General features: G+C 59.8%; 17 protein-coding genes and 1 riboswitch. Of the genes, 8 read left to right on the plus strand and 9 right to left on the minus strand.

The window, feature by feature from the left end; translation table 11 throughout:
* Nucleotides 1-26 precede the first annotated feature (26 nt).
* From ACYZT8_RS24715 to ACYZT8_RS24725, 3 genes are all read right to left on the minus strand, one after another.
* A complete protein-coding gene (locus ACYZT8_RS24715; RefSeq protein WP_461976687.1) occupies nucleotides 27-1913 on the minus strand; it encodes a DUF1302 domain-containing protein in 1887 nt (628 codons plus the stop codon).
* A gap of 337 nt (nucleotides 1914-2250) precedes the next feature.
* On the minus strand, nucleotides 2251-3933 hold the full coding sequence (locus ACYZT8_RS24720) for a fatty acid--CoA ligase (RefSeq protein ID WP_461976689.1): 1683 nt from the start codon (nucleotides 3931-3933) through the stop codon (nucleotides 2251-2253).
* 162 nt (nucleotides 3934-4095) lie between these two features.
* On the minus strand, nucleotides 4096-4725 hold the full coding sequence (locus tag ACYZT8_RS24725) for a LysE family translocator (RefSeq protein WP_461976691.1): 630 nt from the start codon (nucleotides 4723-4725) through the stop codon (nucleotides 4096-4098).
* Between the two features lie 302 nt (nucleotides 4726-5027).
* On the opposite strand from ACYZT8_RS24725, the gene ACYZT8_RS24730 reads away from it, so the two are divergent.
* The 3 genes from ACYZT8_RS24730 (at nucleotide 5028) to ACYZT8_RS24740 (ending at nucleotide 7862) form a co-directional block, all read left to right on the plus strand.
* The gene (locus tag ACYZT8_RS24730; RefSeq protein WP_461976693.1) at nucleotides 5028-5993 is read left to right on the plus strand and encodes a 2-hydroxyacid dehydrogenase; all 966 of its coding nucleotides are present in this window, start codon (nucleotides 5028-5030) and stop codon (nucleotides 5991-5993) included.
* A 33-nt stretch (nucleotides 5994-6026) separates the two neighbouring features.
* Entirely contained in the window at nucleotides 6027-7025 is a 999-nt protein-coding gene (locus ACYZT8_RS24735; RefSeq protein ID WP_461976695.1) for a methyltransferase, read from the plus strand.
* A gap of 38 nt (nucleotides 7026-7063) precedes the next feature.
* Nucleotides 7064-7188: riboswitch (yybP-ykoY riboswitch) on the plus strand.
* Between the two features lie 89 nt (nucleotides 7189-7277).
* Nucleotides 7278-7862 carry a TMEM165/GDT1 family protein gene (locus ACYZT8_RS24740; protein ID WP_131059461.1) on the plus strand — a complete coding sequence of 195 codons (585 nt, stop codon included), beginning with the start codon at nucleotides 7278-7280 and terminating at the stop codon, nucleotides 7860-7862.
* A 149-nt stretch (nucleotides 7863-8011) separates the two neighbouring features.
* Here ACYZT8_RS24740 and ACYZT8_RS24745 read toward each other — a convergent pair whose 3' ends face one another.
* A complete protein-coding gene (locus ACYZT8_RS24745; protein WP_461976698.1) occupies nucleotides 8012-8830 on the minus strand; it encodes a M48 family metallopeptidase in 819 nt (272 codons plus the stop codon).
* A gap of 271 nt (nucleotides 8831-9101) precedes the next feature.
* Here ACYZT8_RS24745 and ACYZT8_RS24750 point away from each other — a divergent pair, with 271 nt between their 5' ends.
* The gene (locus ACYZT8_RS24750; protein ID WP_461976700.1) at nucleotides 9102-11243 is read left to right on the plus strand and encodes a methyl-accepting chemotaxis protein; all 2142 of its coding nucleotides are present in this window, start codon (nucleotides 9102-9104) and stop codon (nucleotides 11241-11243) included.
* 118 nt (nucleotides 11244-11361) lie between these two features.
* Here ACYZT8_RS24750 and ACYZT8_RS24755 read toward each other — a convergent pair whose 3' ends face one another.
* From ACYZT8_RS24755 to ACYZT8_RS24765, 3 genes are read right to left on the minus strand one after another with little or no spacing between them, the layout of a single operon-like run.
* A complete protein-coding gene (locus ACYZT8_RS24755; RefSeq protein WP_461976702.1) occupies nucleotides 11362-11985 on the minus strand; it encodes an SOS response-associated peptidase in 624 nt (207 codons plus the stop codon).
* Between the two features lie 35 nt (nucleotides 11986-12020).
* Entirely contained in the window at nucleotides 12021-12281 is a 261-nt protein-coding gene (locus tag ACYZT8_RS24760) for a putative signal transducing protein (RefSeq protein WP_131059464.1), read from the minus strand.
* Nucleotides 12282-12290: 9 nt separating this feature from the next.
* Nucleotides 12291-12473: a CPXCG motif-containing cysteine-rich protein gene (locus ACYZT8_RS24765; RefSeq protein ID WP_461955671.1), complete on the minus strand. Its 183-nt coding sequence runs from the start codon at nucleotides 12471-12473 to the stop codon at nucleotides 12291-12293.
* 139 nt (nucleotides 12474-12612) lie between these two features.
* Between ACYZT8_RS24765 and ACYZT8_RS24770 the strand changes: the two genes are divergently transcribed.
* On the plus strand, nucleotides 12613-13779 hold the full coding sequence (locus tag ACYZT8_RS24770) for a 1-acyl-sn-glycerol-3-phosphate acyltransferase (RefSeq protein ID WP_461955672.1): 1167 nt from the start codon (nucleotides 12613-12615) through the stop codon (nucleotides 13777-13779).
* 60 nt (nucleotides 13780-13839) lie between these two features.
* On the opposite strand, the gene ACYZT8_RS24775 is transcribed toward ACYZT8_RS24770, so the two are convergent.
* Nucleotides 13840-14118, minus strand: coding sequence for a hypothetical protein (locus ACYZT8_RS24775; RefSeq protein WP_461976704.1), 279 nt, complete (start codon nucleotides 14116-14118; stop codon nucleotides 13840-13842).
* A gap of 192 nt (nucleotides 14119-14310) precedes the next feature.
* Here ACYZT8_RS24775 and ACYZT8_RS24780 point away from each other — a divergent pair, with 192 nt between their 5' ends.
* The gene (locus ACYZT8_RS24780; protein WP_010458215.1) at nucleotides 14311-14517 is read left to right on the plus strand and encodes a hypothetical protein; all 207 of its coding nucleotides are present in this window, start codon (nucleotides 14311-14313) and stop codon (nucleotides 14515-14517) included.
* A gap of 193 nt (nucleotides 14518-14710) precedes the next feature.
* On the opposite strand, the gene ACYZT8_RS24785 is transcribed toward ACYZT8_RS24780, so the two are convergent.
* Nucleotides 14711-15295: a YajG family lipoprotein gene (locus ACYZT8_RS24785; protein ID WP_461976706.1), complete on the minus strand. Its 585-nt coding sequence runs from the start codon at nucleotides 15293-15295 to the stop codon at nucleotides 14711-14713.
* 205 nt (nucleotides 15296-15500) lie between these two features.
* On the opposite strand from ACYZT8_RS24785, the gene ACYZT8_RS24790 reads away from it, so the two are divergent.
* The gene (locus ACYZT8_RS24790; RefSeq protein WP_131059469.1) at nucleotides 15501-15734 is read left to right on the plus strand and encodes a hypothetical protein; all 234 of its coding nucleotides are present in this window, start codon (nucleotides 15501-15503) and stop codon (nucleotides 15732-15734) included.
* Nucleotides 15735-16472: 738 nt separating this feature from the next.
* Nucleotides 16473-17981 (plus strand): malate dehydrogenase (quinone), encoded by a 1509-nt coding sequence (gene mqo / locus ACYZT8_RS24795; protein WP_461955675.1) that lies wholly within the window; start codon nucleotides 16473-16475, stop codon nucleotides 17979-17981.
* The last annotated feature ends 208 nt before the right edge of the window (nucleotides 17982-18189 follow it).

Here is an 18189-nt window from a genome sequence, read left to right on the forward strand (position 1 = left end):
GTGCGTTCGTCCTGAAAAAACAGTGCTTAGAAGTTCACGCCGAAGCTGAGCGCAACGAAGTCGCGGTCATCGACGGTGGTGTACTTGCCATCAAAGAAGTTGGTGTAGGCCAGGCTCGCGGTGTAGGTGTTCTGGTACTCGGCATCGACGCCCAGGCTCACTGCTTTGCGACCTTCCTCGAAGTTGCCGCCAGGGCCAGGCGAGTAACCGCTGACGTCGTGGGACCAGGCCACGTTCGGCTTGAGGTTCACACCGGCGAACACGTCGTTGTATTCCCAGATGGCCCGACCGCGATAACCCCACGAAGTGGACGTGGTGAAACCTTCGTCGTTGCAGTTGCGGCTGCGGTTGTTGGTCGGAGTACCCGGGCCGGCACCGTTGATGGTGCTGGTGTTGAGTGCCACGCACGTATTCACCGTGCCAGTGGCTGGCAACTCACCCGGGCCGTAGACCGGATCGCGGCCATAACGGACGTCGGAGGTGCTTTCCAGGCCGCCGACGTGAGTCACGCCCACTTCGCCCACCAGGGTCAAACGGCTCGCGCCCATGACTTGGTCAAAGAAGTGCGTCAGGGTGGTCTGGAACTGGGTGATTTCTTTACGACGATAGCCGTGCAGGTCTTGACCCGGGGGGGCCGAGAGCAGCGAAGCGTTACCCAGGGCGCCGCCCAAGGGACGTACACCGGCGAACAGGATGTCGGTGGAGTTGAGCTGCACCGGCGCGTTCGGACGGTAGCTCAGTTCACCGCTCCACGCCGTACCGGTAGGCAGGGTGGTGGAGAAGCTCAGGCCGTAGAGGCGAATGTCTTCCGGGTATTCGATGAAGTATTTCGAGTTACCCGCCACCAGCAACGGTGCGAGTGCCGCGAAAGGACCTGGCAGCGCAGCCGCCGTGTTATAGACCGACTGTGGCGCGCCCGTGGCGCTGAAGATCGGTGCACGGCTGTGGTAGTTCATGAAGTAGGCACCGAACTCGGTGTCCAGCGGCTCGAACATGTACTTGAGGGACGCGCCCCACTGGCCGCTGTCTCGTGCATCGCGGTCCGGGCCGCGACGGACCAGTACGCCTTCTTGGTTGACATCAACGCCGTTGGCGGCCAATGGCCCCAGCGCAACGGCTGGAATCTGCGAGCGCTTGTTCAGCACACGCAGGTTGGTGTCGCAACCATCGGCAACGATGTCCGGCTGCGAGAAGAACGTACCGCAGTTATCGACAACGGTCTGGTCCCATTCCAGCTGATAGAACGCTTCAGCCGACAGGTTTTCAGTCAGGCTCTGGGACACATAGAACATGTTGACCGGGATCAGGCCTTCCTTGATCTCGGCACCCGGACGACGGAACGCGGACACGTCGATCGGGTTGATCGAGTTGATGCCGCCGCCGATGAAGGTACTTTCACCCCAGCTCACTACCTGCTTGCCCAGACGCACGGAACCCGGCTGATCGGCAACGGAGTAGTTGTGGTAGACGAAGGCGTCGAGGATCTGACCGCCGGCGGACTTGGCGCCTTCCTTGCGGTTGCTGTCGCTGATGTCCTTGAACGGACGGCTTTCGTCCTTCAGTTCAAAGTCGTACCAGTATTTGCCACGGACGAAAACGCCGGTGTCGCCATATTTCAATTCAAGGTCATGGATGCCCTTGAAGATCTTCGAGAAGGTTTTACCGCTCTCGAAGTTCAAGTGACCGTCATCGGAGGTCTGGGACAGACCGCGGCCACCGTTGTTGACGCCGATGAGGTTCTTGTTGGCGCTCTCGGTCGACCAACTGGCACCGATCGACAGGGAAGAGTCGAACTGACCTTCGATTTCACCGACGTTGAAACTGACGCCGAATGCAGGCCCGGCGAGCGAAGAGGCGAGACTGACCGCCAGGGGCAATTTCGCCCGGCGCCAGAACTTGTTTACTGATGTCATCGACGCTACTCCATGTGCATTATTGTTATGGCAGTTAGCACTTCTAAAAACGTTGTGGGTGACGGGGAGCCAAGGCGTCCCGAAGTCACTCCAAAATTGCATCGCCCCGTTTTGTGCGTTTGCTCCGTTCTTAAAAATCCTTGAGCGGACTATAGCCAGCAGGTAGTAGAGCTTGATCCCTCTAAAGTGTGATTTGCACCTGCCGGCCACTCTGGAACAGTCCTTTCGCCAGTCCGACGCATGTCGGCACCGCAAGGATGGCTGAAAATTCGGATTTCACAAGCCAAGCGCTTGCTTGGTGGGGCTGGCGTGCCCTTTTGGGCACGCCAGAAGGCGCTTAAAGCGTCGAGAGGAAGGTGCTGTTGTTAGCCTGCCATTCAGTGATGTCGAGGCGGATACGCTTTTTGTCGAGCTTGCCGACACTGGTCTTGGGAATTTCAGTAACAAGGGCGATCTGACTCGGAATCGCCCACTTGCTCAGGTGCCCCAATTCCACGAATGGCTTGAGATGCTCCTTGAGCTCTTTAGCCCCGATCTCATGCCCTTCGCGGATCACCAGCAGCGCAAACGGGCGCTCGCCCCACTGCGGATCGGCGATGCCCACCACTGCTACTTCGCGTACCGCCACGTGACGGCTGATCAAATCTTCGAGGTCCAGGGAGGAGATCCACTCGCCGCCGGTCTTGATCACGTCTTTGATCCGGTCGCGGATGTCGATCACGCCCATGCTGTCCAGCGTCGCCACGTCGCCGGTGTGCAGCCAGCCCCCGGCCCAGAGCTCGGCGCCCTTCTGCGGCTCGTTGAAGTAGCCCTCGGTGAGCCACGGCGCACGCAGCACCAGCTCGCCCTGAGTCTCGCCATCGGCGGGCAGGAAGTTGCCGTCGGTGTCGACGATCGCTGCCTCCACCAAAGGCCCCGGTACGCCGGCCTTGATGCGATACGTGGTGCGTTCGTCTTCGGTGCCGGCCATCAGCTCATCGTTGAGGTGAGCACAGGACACCAATGGCCCGGTTTCCGACATGCCGTAAGCCGCGGTCAACTGAATGCCCTTGGCCTTGGCCGCTTCGTACAGCGCACGGTTCAGCGCACTGCCGCCGATGACGATTTTCCAGCCACCAAAGTCGGTGGTTTGCGCGGCTTTGGAGTTAAGGACCATTTGCAGAATGGTGGGTACGCAATGGGAAAAGGTGACCTTCTCCTTGCGCCACAGCTCCACCAGGTATTCCGGGTCGTAACGACCGGGATAAACCTGCTTGAGCCCGAGCATGGTCGCCACATATGGCAAACCCCAGGCATGCACGTGGAACATCGGCGTGATCGGCATGTACACGTCGTTGGTGCCCAGCAGGCGCACGCTGTCGATGGCGCCCATGATGGTCGACACGCCCATGGTGTGCAGCACCAGTTGCCGATGGGTGAAATACACACCTTTAGGGTTACCGGTGGTGCCCGTGGTGTAGAACGTGGTCGCGACCGAGTTTTCGTCGAAATCCTGGAAGTCGTAGTGCGTGCTCGCGGCCGCCAGCAACTGCTCATACTCGCCCACCAGATTCGGCAGGTCGGCGGTTTTTTCCGGCAGGTCGGTCAACAGCAGGGTTTTCTCGACCGTGGTCAGGTGTCCGGCAATCGCCTGGTACAGCCCGACGAACTCGCTGTTGACCAGCACGAAGCGGTCCTCGGCGTGGTTCATGGTGTAGAGGATCTGTTCCGGTGACAGGCGCACGTTGATGGTGTGAATCACCGCGCCGATCATCGGGATGGCGAACATGCACTCCAGATACCGATGGCTATCCCAGTCCATCACCGCCACGGTATCACCGGCCTTGACCCCGGCTTCCGTGAGCACGTTGGCCAGCCGCGCAACCCGCTCGATCAGGGTCGGATAGCTGTAGCGCAACTGGTCGCGGTAAATAATCTCGCGGGTTTTCTCGTAACGAGCGCCGGACATCAGCAGCCGTTTGATCAGCAGCGGATACTGGTAAGCGCCTTCGGCTGGGGGGATAACGCGAGTCTGCAACATAAGAATCCCTTTTCTGACTGCACGGTGTTGGCTTTAGAGGTAAACACTCTAGAACCCTTGTACGCCGGCCAAATCAGCCAAAGGAATGATTTGCAGAGCCATACAAATGCTAGCTTTGCGCCAGCACTTGCGGGATTTCGTTATCCGAAAGGCGCTTCGCGATCAATGCGCCTCGGTGAAGGCGAGTTTCACGCCGATGGCGATCAGCACCACGCCCATGGTCCGGTCGAACCAGTGGCCCATCCGGGCGAAACCGGCGCGCACGCGTTGCTGGCTGAACAGCCGCGCCACCAGGCAAAACCACACCGCCGTTGCCGCCGCGAGATAGATCCCGTAGCCAGCCTGCACCGCCAGTGGCGTGTGCGGGTTGATGACCACGGTGAATAACGACAGGAAGAACAGCGTGGCTTTCGGGTTCAGGCCGTTGGTCACGAAACCTGAGGTGAAGGCACCGCGAGGCGTGCGTTCACCGGCTTCTTTGTGCAGATCGTCGGCAACCGGTTTGGCCGGTTGCGCGCGCAAGGCCTTGTAGCCGATGTACAGCAGATACGCGGCAGCCGCCCATTTCAAGGCGTTGAACAGCACGATCGACTGCGACACGATCAGGCCGATGCCGAGCAGCGAATAACCGACGTGCAGGAAAATCGCCGTACCGACGCCCAGCGCGGTCCAGGTCCCGGCGCGACGGCCGTGAGTCACGCTCTCACGTACTACCACGGCGAAATCCGGGCCGGGGCTGGCGACGGCGAGCAAGTGAATCAGGGCAACGGTCAAGAACTCTGTCCAGTACATGGGGGCTCCTCTAAGGCAGATCGGTCAAATAAAAAAACAGGCAACAACATCATCTGTAGCAGCTGGCGAAGCCTGCGTTCGGCTGCGAAGCAGTCGTAAACCCTGAGAATGCGGTCTATCTGTTAGACCGCATAGCCTGATTTCACGACTGCTGCGCAGCCGAACGCAGGCTTCGCCAGCTGCTACAGGGGCGTCGTTGCTTCATCAACTCGCGAACGATTTTGTGCAATGGGTAACCATTTGTTTCATCTGGTAGGCTCGGCAGATTACGCCTTCAGTTCACTGCACAAAAGGTACAGTTGATGACGAACTCTCGCCGCGCCGTTTTCCTCGACCATCCTTCCCTGGACCTGGGCGATCTCGACCTCAGCCCGTTGCGCGACTGCTTCGACGACTTGCAGCTGTTCGCACAAACCGCGCCGGATCAGGTGATCGAACGCCTCAAGGGCGCCACCGTGGCCATCAGCAACAAGATCCTGATCGACGCCGCCGCCATCGCCGCGAGCCCTGATCTGAAGCTGATTTTGATCACTGCCACCGGCACCAACAACGTCGACCTCGCGGCCGCCCGTGCCCACGGCATCACGGTCTGCAACTGCCAGGGTTACGGCACGCCGTCAGTGGCGCAGCACACGATCATGTTGCTGCTCAACCTGGCCACGCGCCTGGCCGATTATCAGAAAGCCGTCGGTGAAGGCCGCTGGCAGCAAGCGAAACAGTTTTGCCTGCTGGATTACCCGATTGTCGAACTCGAGGGCAAAACCCTCGGGCTGCTCGGCCATGGAGAACTGGGTGGCGCGGTCGCGCGGCTGGCCGAAGCTTTCGGCATGCGCGTGCTGTTGGGCCAGATCCCGGGGCGCCCTGCCCGGCCGGATCGCTTGCCGCTGGATCAACTGCTACCGCAAATCGACGCCCTCACCCTGCATTGCCCACTCAACGAACACACCCGGCACTTCATCGGTGCCCGAGAACTGGCCTCGATGAAACCCGGTGCTTTCGTGGTCAACACCGCGCGCGGTGGCTTGATCGATGAACAGGCGTTGGCCGATGCCTTGCGCAACGGACATCTGGGCGGCGCGGCCACCGATGTGCTGAGCGTCGAGCCACCGACTGCCGGCAACCCCTTGCTGGCCCATGACATCCCGCGGCTGATCGTCACGCCGCACAACGCCTGGGGCAGTCGCGAGGCACGCCAGCGGATCGTCGGTCAATTGACCGAAAACGCGCTGGGCTACTTCAGCGGTAAAGCGCTGCGGGTCGTCAGTTGATAGACTGCGGCACTTTTTTTCACAGGAGCAGTTATGGATCCGCGCAGTGAAGTACTGCTTCGTCAGGCCGAGTTATTCCAGGGGTCGGTGCTGCTGGCCGGTTTGCCCGCCGACGATTTGCTGGGCCGACTGCCCGATGCCCACGGTTGGTGCTGGCACGCCGGCGATCAAGCGGCACTGGACGCGCGCTTCCCCGAGCGCAGCCATTTTGGTGTGAACGCACCCCAGCGTGAGTTCGAGACGGCCGTGGTGTTTTTGCCCAAGTCCAAGGACCTGACCGACTACATCCTCAACGCCCTCGCCTCGCGCCTGGCCGGTCGCGAGTTGTACCTGGTGGGTGAAAAACGCAGCGGCATCGAAGGCGCGGCCAAGCAACTGAACCCGTTCGGCAAGCCACGCAAGCTCGACAGCGCGCGGCATTGCCAACTCTGGCTGGTCACCGTAGCCAACGCGCCAGAAGCCAAATCGCTGGAAAGCCTGGCCGAGACTTACGAGTTGCCGCTGGCCGAAGGCCCGCTGAAAGTCATCAGCCTGCCGGGCGTGTTCAGTCACGGTCGGCTGGATCGTGGCAGCGCGTTGCTGCTGGAGCATCTGGACAAGTTGCCGAGCGGCCACTTGCTCGACTTCGGTTGCGGCGCGGGTGTGTTGGGCGCCGCGGTGAAACGTCGTTATCCGCACAATCAGGTCACCTTGCTCGACGTCGACGCATTCGCTGCCGCCAGCAGCCGCCTGACACTGGCCGCCAACGGTCTGGAAGCCGACGTGATTACCGGTGACGGCATCGACGCGGCACCGATGGGTTTGAGTGCAATTCTGAGCAATCCTCCGTTCCATGTCGGCGTCCACACCGATTACTTCGCCACCGAAAACTTGCTGCGAAAAGCGGCCAAACATCTGAAAAACGGTGGCGAACTGCGCTTGGTCGCGAACAGCTTCCTGAAGTATCAACCACTGATCGAGGAGCACCTGGGCGTGTGTGCGATCAAGGCTGAAGGACAGGGTTTCAGGATTTACCGGGCCAAGCGCGGATAAAACTTCTGCTTGCCCAATCGGATTTGCCTAGGCAGAATCCGCTCCGTCCTAGGGGAGTAGTCTCCCACGAGCGCCATGCTCGTCCGGCATACGTCAACATACTTGGTCAACAGACCATGGCGTATGCGACCCAAGCGTCCGCATCAGACGGATCGCAGGGTTTGACAAGACCTATGACACGAACACCTTACCCGGGGCGGGAAGGCTGTACGTGTCATAGCCGTGTCGACCCGCCCCTTAGGAAAACCCCTGATGCTGGATTCTCTGCTCGTTCCCACCGCTATCGTTGCCTTGGCCGAAATCGGCGACAAGACGCAACTGCTCGCGCTCATTCTCGCTGCACGCTTTCGCAAACCCTGGCCGATCATCGCCGGCATCGTCGCCGCAACCCTGGCCAACCACGCGGCAGCCGGTGCGGTAGGTGCCTGGTTCGGCAGTTTCTTCTCGGATGCGGTGTTGCACTGGATCCTCGCAGCGAGCTTCGCAGCGACTGCGCTGTGGACCCTGGTGCCGGACAAGATGGACGACGATGAAGCCAGCACCGCCCGCAAGTTCGGGCCGTTCCTGACCACGCTGATTGCATTTTTCCTGGCCGAAATGGGCGACAAAACCCAGGTCGCCACGGTGATGCTCGCCGCGCAATACCCGGAGCTGTGGCTGGTGATCATCGGCACCACCGCAGGGATGTTGATTGCCAACGTGCCTGTGGTGTTGGCGGGTAACTTTGCTGCAGACAAATTGCCGCTTACCCTGATCCGTCGACTGGCGGCTTCGGCGTTCTTTATCCTGGCGATTGTGGCGGTGTACAAGGCGATGCAGAGCAGCGGGTGGGTTTGACGCGGTAGGTCGTTAGACCGCGTTATCGTTCTTCGCGGGCAAGCCACGCTCCCACAGGTTTTGTGTCGTACACACATTATGTAATCGACCAAAAGCTTGTAGGAGCGAGGCTTGCCCGCGAAGGCGTCAGCAGCCTCACTGCATGACTATCAGGATTTAGGCGCTTTCTCGTACAACGGCATCACCTTCGGAATCGCTGCCTGCAACGAGGCAATCCGACTGGACGACGCCGGGTGAGTGCTCAAAAACTCTGGCGGCGCGCCTTCCGAGGCTTTGCTCATTTTGTTCCACAACGTGATCGCCGCGTTCGGATTGAATCCGGCACGGGCTGCCAGTTCGAGGCCAATCAAGTCCGCCTCGTTTTCATTGCCACGGCTGTTGGGCAAGGTCATGCCGTATTTCGCCACGGTGTCCGCCAGGGCCAGGCTGTCCTGACCCAGCCCCAGCAGCGCACCTGCGCCCTGCTTGGCCATCTCGACGCCGTACGCCTTGGACATCGCTTCACGACCATGCTCGCGCAGGGCATGAGCGATTTCATGACCCATGATCGCGGCGATTTCATCGTCGGTGAGTTGCAGTTTATCGATCAGTCCCGTGTAGAAAATGATCTTGCCGCCAGGCCCGCAGTTGGCGTTGAGCTCGTCGCTCTTGATCAGATTGACCTCCCATTTCCACTGGGCCGAATCCGGGCGGAAAACCGGCGCCTGGGCAATCAGTCGATCGGCAATCAACTGAACGCGCTTGGCGTCGTTACTGGTCTTGTCCAGCACGCCTTTGGTGTTCGCCTCTCCGACAGTCTTTTGATACGACTGAGCGTACATCTGGTTGACTTCGTCGGTGGACAACATGCTGAACATGTACTGCTTGCGCTCAACACCCACGGCGCCACCGCTGGTGGTATTGACCGACTGACAACCGGCAAGCAGCAAACCTGCACTCAGCGCACACACAACCAATGTCTTGTTCATCAAAAAACTCCCTGGAAACATGGCGCGTATCCTGGGCGGGAATGGTATCGACGCCAGTTACGCAAATGAGTAGACGCACATTTCAGCCAAAACTCTCATGGCCGTAGGAAAAAATTCACATACCGACGCCCGCCACGGCCGACAACGGCCCGCAATGATTCATTTGCGACATCCAGCACTCCAAAACAGCCATTTCGCCCGACCCCGCTCATGGCCCTCCGGGCTCCTGCCGATACACCACCGCAGACGTCCTCTTGCGTGCGGAGCACCCATGAAATTCAAGTCGATCCAGTTTTCCGTGGCCGCCCTCGCCGGCGCCATCGTTCTTAGCGTAGTCGCCGCGCTGGTGCTGTACGCACTGTTTTCCGGTGCCCGGACGCAGGACATGGTCCAGGAGCGGACCCAGGCGCAATTCGAGCAAGTGATCGAGCAACGCCTGACCTCTCTGGCGCAAACCCAGGTCAGCCAGATCCAGCGCGAACTCGAAGCGCCGCTGCTGATCGCCGGCGGCCTGGTGCGGGTCAACGCGCTGATCGGCACACCGGGCGCCGATGGCCAGCCGCAACTGAGCCTGAGCCGCGAGCAATTGATCAGCCTGATCAAGGAAAACGTGGCCAGGAACCCGAAGATTCTCGGCACTTATATAGGATGGGAAAAAAACGCGCTCGACCACAACGACGCCGCCTACGTCGACACCAAGGTGGTTGGCATCGACGCCAGCAACGGGCGCTTCCTGCCGTGGTGGTTCCGCAACGAGGACGGCACCCTGGGCCTGGACAAACTGGTGGACGTTGATGATCAGAAAACCTTGTCCACCGGGGTTCGCGCCAGCGAGTACTACCTGTGTTCGAAAGAAACCAAAAAATCCTGTGTGATCGATCCGGCGCCCTACAAGGTCGGCGACAAGATCGTCATGCTCGCTTCCTTCATTGAACCGATCATGCTCAACGGCGCCTTCCAGGGCATTGTCGGTGCCGACCTGTCGGTGAACTTCATCCAGGAAATGTTGCTCGGCGCGAATCAGAAACTGTACAGCGGCGCAGGGGAAATGGCGCTGATCGGCGGTAATGGCCGGATCGTTGCCTACACCAAAGACCCGAGCAAATTCGGTGAGAAGGTCAGCGACATCCTCGACAGCAAACAGATCGCCAACATGGCCAACCTCAAGCGCGGCGAAGTGACTTACACCGTCGACAAGACTCAGGGCCGGATCGAGTTGTACCTGCCGTTTGGCATCGGCCAGACCGATGCGCGCTGGACCTTGATGCTGCAACTGCCGCTGAACGCAGTGATGGCCGACCTGCAAAAACTTCAGGGCGACCTGGACGCCCAGCGCAAGTCCGACACCTTCGGCATGGCCATGGTCGGTTTGTTGATCGCTGGCATCGGTTTGCTGGTGATCTGGCTGGTGGGCCATGGCATTGCCCGCCCGCTCAAGCAAATGGTCGCGATGCTCGACGATATTGCCAAAGGTGAAGGCGACCTGACGCGCCGCCTGACCAGCGACCGCGCCGACGAACTGGGTTCGATCGCCAAAGGCTTCAACACGTTCCTGGCCAAGTTGCAGGCGATGATCACCCAGGTCGTGACCTCGGTGCTGAGCGTCAGCGATTCGTCTGAACACACCGCCGATATCGCCATCCGCACCAACATCGGTGTGCAGAAACAAATGGCCGAGATCGATCAAGTGGCCACCGCCGTGCATGAAATGACCGCAACCGCGCAAGACGTGGCGCGCAACGCGACCCAGGCTGCGCAAGCCGCCAGCCATGCCGATCAGGCCGCGGCCCAGGGCATGCAGATCGTGCGCGATACGTCGAACTCGATTGGCGTGCTGGCCGTGGAAATCGGCAAGGCTGTTGGCGTCGTGCAGACCCTGGCCAAGGACAGCGAGAACATCAACGCGATCCTGACCGCCATTCGCGGGATCGCCGAACAAACCAATTTGCTGGCCTTGAACGCGGCCATTGAAGCCGCCCGCGCTGGCGAACAGGGCCGTGGTTTTGCGGTGGTGGCCGATGAAGTGCGCAACCTGGCGCAGAAAACCCAGAAGGCTACCGAAGAAATCCAGACCATGATCCAGCAGTTGCAACAAGGCACCCGCGACGTGGTGCGGGTGATGGAGGACAGCCAGAACCGCACTGACGAAAGCGTGCAGCATGCGGCGAAAGCGGCTGAAGCACTGGAGACGATTACTCAGGCGGTGTCGGTGATCAATGACATGAACACGCAGATTGCCAGCGCGGCCGAGGAACAGAGCGCGGTGGCGGATGACATCAACCGCAACGTGATCAACATCGGGCAAGTGGCCAATGAAGTGGCTGGCGGGGCGGATGAATCGAGTGTGGCGAGTGCGGATTTGACCAAGCTGGCCGAGCAGCAGCGGCGGTTGATCAATCAGTTCAAGGTTTGAGTTTCAATGATCGTTCCCACGCTCTGCGTGGGAATGCAGCCATGGACGCTCCGCGTCCACTGTGACGCAGAGCGTCACGGGATTCATTCCCACGCGGAGCGTGGGAACGCTCAATACGTCAGCCCGGGGTAAGACACTCCGGCCCATTGAGCTTCGGATCATTCACCAGATTCGCCAACACCCGCTCGCGCAACGCCGCGGGCTCACTGGCGAGCAACGCCTGCAACGCATGCAAGGGTGTTTCAGGATTCAGCCACGTCTCCTGCCCCGCCGCATTCAGAATCAACGGTCGACGTTGACTCGCCGCCGGCTGGGTGATCACTGCCGTGCTCAACCACACCTGTTCCTGCACCGGATACGCTTCCCAGATCGCAGCGAAAAACAACGTCGAGCCCTCCCCCGGCGTCAGCCAATAGGGCCGCTTGCGGGTCGTGCCACGCCATTCGTAAAAACCATTGGCCGGCAGCAGGCAACGGCGTTCGCGCAAGGCCTGGCGAAACATCGGTTGTTCAGCGACCGTTTCGGCCCGGGCATGGGCCGGGGTACGGGAAAGATCGGTCAGCCACGGCGGCGTTAAACCCCAGCGCGCTCGAGCCAGCTCACGCTGACCGTCGACGCCTGCACGCAGCATCAACACCGAATCGTTGGGGGAAATATTCCACTGGGCCTGCTGATCGGCGGGGAAGCCAGGCAGGGCCGCGAAGGCGGGGTTCCAGCGAAACAGGGCATAACGTCCACACATGGGGCAACACGACTCTCAATAAAACGAACGCCAGCCTAACAGACCAGCGTGCCGGGAAAACTGTCTGGTTCATCACCGGGCAGTGGCAGCGCGGCATTGTACGCAGTGATCAGCTCGCGGGCGTATTCGGCCTGGTCGTTATCCACCGACAAGCCCAGCAGGCCATAGACCGGCAATTCGCCGGTCCCGCCAAGCAAGTCGCGCCCCACCAGATGCGCCTCGATGCCCTCGCTGGCCAGCATGCCTTGCAGCAACTCACCTTCCATCAGGTTTTCCGGCTCATAGATTCGCTGCATAGACGCCCCTCACTCATTTTCGCTGAACACTTCGAGATGCCATTCCGCTCCGTCAACCTGCAACACAAACGTGATCGGCCGACAGCACACCTGGCAGTCCTCGATATAGGTCTGATCGCCCCCGGACAGATCCACGGTCGTCTCAACCTCTTCACCACAATACGGACATTCATACAGCGCAGTTTCCAGCATCGCGGTCTCCCAGGTGACTTGTGCGTATAATCGCCGGTCTATTTGCAGGGCTATTTTTGTCTGGCTACCTTTTCAGACCGTGCCCCGTTGGTTTTCGAGCAAAACCTTTACTTACCCTAGCCGTTTCTAACAAGAGAGCATGATGGGCGAATTCGATGCCATCCGACCGTACGACGATAGCGAAGTCCCAGCGGTGCTGGACCGGCTGCTCGGCGACAAGGCGTTTCTAGACATCCTCATCCACTTCCGCTTCCCGCGTTTTGCCGGAGCTTTCGGCTGGGCGCTCAAACCTCTTATAGCTCATCGGCTGCGCCGTGAGTTCGCCGGCGTCACGTCGGTGGCCACGTTGCAGGATAAAGTCGAGATGTACGTCGACCACACCATCGAGCGAGCCACGGACGGTGTGACGTACACCGGCGTCGAGCAGTTCAAGTCCGGCAGCGCGTACCTGTTCATCGCCAACCACCGCGACATCGTGATGGACCCGGCCTTCGTCAACTACGCCGTGTACCACGCCGGCCTGCCGACACCGCGCATCGCGATCGGCGACAACCTGCTGCAAAAGCCCTTCGTCAGCGATTTGATGCGCCTGAACAAGAGCTTCATCGTGCACCGTTCGATCACCGGTCGTCGCGAGAAGATGGCGGCGTATCAGCTGCTGTCGGCCTACATCAACCACTCGATCCGCAACGATTGCGCCTCTATCTGGATCGCCCAGGCCGAAGGTCGGGCCAAGGACGGCGATGACCGCACCGAGTCGGCGATCCTGAAAATGTTCCACATGAGCCGCAAGGACGAGCCGTTCGGCGAAGTCATCCGCTCGCTGAACGTCAGCCCGGTGTCGATCAGCTACGAATACGACCCGTGCGACCAGGCCAAGGCTCGCGAGCTGTTCATCCGCGCCACCACCGGCAGCTACACCAAAGTCCCGGGTGAGGACGACGTCAGCATCGCCAAGGGCATCACCGGCTACAAGGGCCGGGTGCATGTGAACTTCGCCGCGCCGATCACCGAACTGTTCGACGACACCAAGCAATTGGCGATCGAAATGGACCGGCAGATCCTCGGCGGCTACCGGTTGTTCCCGGTGCACTACCTGGCCTACGCCCAGTGGAAAGACGCCGATCCGCAATTGCAGGTGCCGAAAGCCGCCGAAGTGTTTGCGGCCGACGAACTGGCCAAGGCCCAGGAGGAATGGCAACGCCGACTGGAAGCCTGCCCTGAGGAACATCGCCCGTTCATGGTGCTGCAATACGCCACGCCAGTGCGCAATCAGTACCGTGTGAAAGCGGGATTGCCGCTGTAAGGTTTTGGGCTGGATACGACAACGGCGCCCTTGGGCGCCGTTTTTGTTTGTCTGGCCGATTCAGACCCGTGTGCTGATCCACGACACCAGCAACGCCAACCCCAGGCAGGCGAAACCGAAACGGTAGAAGAACCGGTTCATACGCAAGGTCGCCCAATCCAGAGTGGGCTCTTCGCTCGGGCGGCTCTGGCGCTGTGCTACCAGGCTGGCCATGGCGCGCTGTTCGCGGCGACGAGTGGCGTGCAGCAGCCAACCGCCCGGGAAGGCCAACAGCAAGGCCAGCAGGTTGATCAACTTGGCGGGATGGTTGGTGAACAGCGAAATCAAATGCAACGACATCACGGACCTCGGCAAAACAGGTGTGGCAGACGCCGAACCGACGACTGCGGCGCGGATTCTACCGAAAGCCTGTCCACCTGCCCTGCCTTTCCGATAAATAACGAAACATCTGACCAAATGCTGCCCTGTGTCACGGCTCCGTCATCTGAATACGCCAGTCTGGCGGCCCTCGAAACCGACACGGAAACCGTCATGCTTCACGCCGAAAACCAGGACCGCCTCTATCTCATCGCCCAGAGTGACGAACAGCAAAACCTCGTAGGAAGCCTCGCCTTTAACGTTCAGGACCGCCACTGGCTGGTTTATTGCGCGCTGGGCGGGCATCAACATGCGGATTTGCCAGAGACGGATTTGCTGACAGGTGTGAGCGTGCTGGATTTTTATTCACAAGCGGCCTGACCAACGATGTTCCCCTTGTGGGAGCGAGCCTGCTCGCGAAGGCGGTGTGTCAGCTGCATTGATGTTGACTGACACTCCGTCATCGCGAGCAGGCTCGCTCCCACAGTTGTTCGATGTAATGCCTGAATAATCAGTGGGCATGAAAAAGCCCGGGGCCATTGCTGGCACCGGGCTTTTTTGAATCTCGCGAACGTTACTCGCTGAGAATCTGACCAATCGTCGGGTCCTTGAACAGACGCGTCAGCGCATCGCTCAACACATCACTGACCAGCTTGGTGTTGGTTTCCTGATTCGGCGCCATACCAAAACGCTGATCAAGGGACGCACCGTAACGACCGCTGTAACGACGATTGGCGTTCTGCACATCAGAGCGGAACGTCGCGCCGATGGTCGCCTCGGTCACGTACATGCCTTCTTTGGGCGACTGATATTTCAGCTCGGCCAGGGTCACCGTCAACTGCGGAGCATTCGGCGCATTCGACGTCGGGGTAAAGCCCAGCAGCCGCACGGCCGCCTCGGCCTGAGCCTGCAACTTCGGCAGGATCTGCGCGCCCTGCACGGTGATTGCGCTGGTCTCAGGGTACAAGCCACCACGGGTGCCCAGGGTTGGCGACGGACGACCGTCCACCACACGCACCACCACTGGCTGACCATGGCCGACCGGCGCCAGCTGAGTGGTGAGCTTGGGTTCAGGGTTCAGTTGTTGCGGGCTGTGGGCGCAGCCGACGAGGGTCAAACTGGTCACAGTGATCAAACCGAACAACAGGCGTTGCAACATGCTCTTCTCTCCAGAATCAGGCACAAACAGGCCCGCAGTATAGCTGTGCGCCACTGCCGCTAACTAGGGCAGTGCAATGATTGAAGTAATTTCCTACAAACCCACCAGAAACCGCCTCGTGTCACACATCTGTCATCGCCCATACACTTTCACGTCACGGCTCGCTGGCAACCTTCACAGCAGGTCACCCACAAGGTACTTCCCCATGCGTTATCTGATCTCGCTGTTCGCGCCACGTCCGTTGCACCGCAGCTTTGCCCTGCTCGACCGCAATGGCCACTGCCAGGCGTTCAAGCAGTGCAGCCTCCAGCCGATGGGCGATGGCTGGGTCGAAATCGAAGAAATCCGCCTCAACTGGTTGCACCATCCCCTGCCTCCAAGCGCCCGTGTCAGCCAGCGCCAGCCACGTGCACGGGTGCAACATCTGTTGACCACCTGACCAGACGCCTAATAAAAGTCATTAAACACGTCCATTTCCCCGCGTTTCTTAGATACAATCTCCCCCCGATTATAAGGACGTCTCCTGATCGGGCCTCGCAGCATCGTCAATGCTTCGGTATTGGCACCCCGCACCGCCCACAGAGAGCCGCCCACACAGATCGAGTGAAGCTGGCGCGCTTGCTGTTCCTTGAGCAAAAACCCCACTTTTCGCGAATCTGCAGAGCTGTCATTACGCTCGGTCACTGAGCTGTTTGCCCGTTTTGCCTGTCATGTACCCCATGGCGGCAATCCATCCGGGCACGGTGCCAGGCTGGGACAGCCCTTTTTTGAGGTTCACGTCTTCAAAAGAGCGTGAAAAAAACGGGTTTTCACAACTTCACAAGAGTGTGGCGAGCAAATGAATAGTTTTGCGTCTGAACATGCACCATTAGCGTCTGAAACAGCCCAACGACACAGGACCGAGTACTCCTCGAACACCGGAGCCTGAAGCCTGTCCGCTACGGATTTGGTTGCACAAACGGATGTCTCGACCATAAGTCGAATTGCCAGTCGCGCGTTGAAATGAGTTCATAGACCTCATTGACCCGGCCGGTAGCGTCCGTCGAAGTTGCGAAAAATTGCGAAGATTCGGACATGGCAACACTGACCATGGATAGCTGGGGCATCACTGACACGCCCCTGAACGCCTGGCAGCCATGCCGACAATTTGGTGCTGCAGATTTTGGAGACGCGTTAAATGGCGCATAACGAAGCAGTCGACGTAGTACTGGTTGGGGCCGGCATCATGAGTGCCACCCTCGCCGTACTGCTCAAAGAACTCGACCCCGCGATCAAGCTGGAAGTCGTCGAGCTGATGGATTCCGGTGCCGCGGAGAGTTCGAACCCGTGGAACAACGCCGGTACCGGTCACGCCGGGCTGTGTGAACTCAATTACACGCCGCAGGCCGCCGACGGCAACGTCGACATCAAGAAAGCCGTGCACATCAACACTCAGTTTGAAGTGTCGAAGCAGTTCTGGTCCTACCTGACCAAAAAAGGCACGTTCGGCTCGTGCAAGACGTTCATCAGCCCGGTGCCGCACCTGAGCTTCGTGCAAGGCAATGATGGTGTTTCCTTCCTCAAGGAACGCTTCAAGACCCTGAGTAAGCACCACGCGTTCTCGGACATGGAATACACCGAAGACAAGGCCACCATGGCCGAGTGGATGCCGTTGATGATGCCGGGCCGTCCAGCCGACGAAGTCGTCGCGGCCACCCGCGTGATGAACGGCACCGACGTCAACTTCGGCGCCCTGACCAACCAACTGCTCAAGCACCTGACCAGCGCACCCGATGCCCAGGTCAAGTACTGCAAGCGCGTGACCGGCCTCAAGCGTAACGGCAGCGGCTGGACCGTCAGCATCAAGGACGTCAACAGCGGCAACTCCCGTGAAGTCGACGCCAGGTTCGTCTTCCTCGGCGCGGGCGGCGCGGCACTGCCGCTGTTGCAGGCGTCGGGCATCGAAGAAAGCAAAGGCTTCGGCGGCTTCCCGATCAGTGGCCAGTGGCTGCGTTGCGACAACCCGGAAGTGGTCAAGCATCACCAGGCCAAGGTCTACAGCCAGGCAGCCGTGGGTTCGCCACCGATGTCGGTGCCGCACCTGGACACCCGTGTGGTCGATGGCAAGAAATCTCTGCTGTTCGGACCTTACGCCGGTTTCACCACCAAGTTCCTCAAGCACGGCTCCTTCATGGACCTGCCAATGTCGGTTCGCGCCGGCAACATCGGCCCGATGCTGGCCGTGGCAAAAAACAACATGGACCTGACCAAGTACCTGGTCAGCGAAGTGATGCAGTCGATGGAACAGCGTCTCGATTCCCTGCGTCGTTTCTACCCTGAAGCGAAAGCCGAAGACTGGCGCCTGGAAGTGGCTGGCCAACGGGTGCAGATCATCAAGAAAGACCCGAAAAAGGGCGGCGTTCTGCAGTTCGGTACCGAGCTGGTCGCGGCCAAGGACGGTTCCCTTGCCGCCCTGCTGGGCGCGTCCCCGGGCGCTTCGGTGACCGTTTCGATCATGCTTGAGCTGATCGAAAAATGCTTCCCGAACAAGGCGTCCGGTGAGTGGGCTGCCAAACTGGCGGAAATCTTCCCGGCTCGGGAAAAGGTTCTGGAAACCGACGCTGCGCTGTATCGCAAGATCAATGCGCACAACAACGTCGCGCTGGAACTGGTTGAAGCCAGTAACGAGACCGAAAGCTACGCTTGATTCGGCTGCATAAAAAACGCCCCGTTCTCAGTGAGAGCGGGGCGTTTTTTTATGGGCACTGAAATCATCTTTGTGGCGAGGGAGCTTGTCGGATCGCCGCACCGTCCCGCTTGAGTGCGCAGCACTCACAAAATCTCCGCCGTTCGCAGAATTTTGGGGCCGCTCCGCAGCCCAGCGGGAGCAAGCTCCCTCGCCACAAATGACGGTG

It is taken from the genome of Pseudomonas sp. LB3P93 (assembly GCF_054898025.1).

What these genes read in the sequence shown, in the direction of transcription:
- ACYZT8_RS24735 (WP_461976695.1), top strand. Translation starts at nt 6,027, where the DNA reads ATGGATCCGCGCAGTGAAGTACTGCTTCGTCAGGCCGAGTTATTCCAG.
- ACYZT8_RS24740 (WP_131059461.1), top strand. Translation starts at nt 7,278, where the DNA reads ATGCTGGATTCTCTGCTCGTTCCCACCGCTATCGTTGCCTTGGCCGAA.
- ACYZT8_RS24775 (WP_461976704.1), bottom strand. Translation starts at nt 14,118, where the DNA reads ATGTCGTTGCATTTGATTTCGCTGTTCACCAACCATCCCGCCAAGTTG.
- ACYZT8_RS24760 (WP_131059464.1), bottom strand. Translation starts at nt 12,281, where the DNA reads ATGCAGCGAATCTATGAGCCGGAAAACCTGATGGAAGGTGAGTTGCTG.
- ACYZT8_RS24725 (WP_461976691.1), bottom strand. Translation starts at nt 4,725, where the DNA reads ATGTACTGGACAGAGTTCTTGACCGTTGCCCTGATTCACTTGCTCGCC.
- ACYZT8_RS24785 (WP_461976706.1), bottom strand. Translation starts at nt 15,295, where the DNA reads ATGTTGCAACGCCTGTTGTTCGGTTTGATCACTGTGACCAGTTTGACC.
- ACYZT8_RS24770 (WP_461955672.1), top strand. Translation starts at nt 12,613, where the DNA reads ATGATGGGCGAATTCGATGCCATCCGACCGTACGACGATAGCGAAGTC.
- ACYZT8_RS24715 (WP_461976687.1), bottom strand. Translation starts at nt 1,913, where the DNA reads ATGACATCAGTAAACAAGTTCTGGCGCCGGGCGAAATTGCCCCTGGCG.
- ACYZT8_RS24765 (WP_461955671.1), bottom strand. Translation starts at nt 12,473, where the DNA reads ATGCTGGAAACTGCGCTGTATGAATGTCCGTATTGTGGTGAAGAGGTT.
- ACYZT8_RS24780 (WP_010458215.1), top strand. Translation starts at nt 14,311, where the DNA reads ATGCTTCACGCCGAAAACCAGGACCGCCTCTATCTCATCGCCCAGAGT.
- mqo (WP_461955675.1), top strand. Translation starts at nt 16,473, where the DNA reads ATGGCGCATAACGAAGCAGTCGACGTAGTACTGGTTGGGGCCGGCATC.
- ACYZT8_RS24755 (WP_461976702.1), bottom strand. Translation starts at nt 11,985, where the DNA reads ATGTGTGGACGTTATGCCCTGTTTCGCTGGAACCCCGCCTTCGCGGCC.
- ACYZT8_RS24750 (WP_461976700.1), top strand. Translation starts at nt 9,102, where the DNA reads ATGAAATTCAAGTCGATCCAGTTTTCCGTGGCCGCCCTCGCCGGCGCC.
- ACYZT8_RS24730 (WP_461976693.1), top strand. Translation starts at nt 5,028, where the DNA reads ATGACGAACTCTCGCCGCGCCGTTTTCCTCGACCATCCTTCCCTGGAC.
- ACYZT8_RS24720 (WP_461976689.1), bottom strand. Translation starts at nt 3,933, where the DNA reads ATGTTGCAGACTCGCGTTATCCCCCCAGCCGAAGGCGCTTACCAGTAT.
- ACYZT8_RS24745 (WP_461976698.1), bottom strand. Translation starts at nt 8,830, where the DNA reads ATGAACAAGACATTGGTTGTGTGTGCGCTGAGTGCAGGTTTGCTGCTT.
- ACYZT8_RS24790 (WP_131059469.1), top strand. Translation starts at nt 15,501, where the DNA reads ATGCGTTATCTGATCTCGCTGTTCGCGCCACGTCCGTTGCACCGCAGC.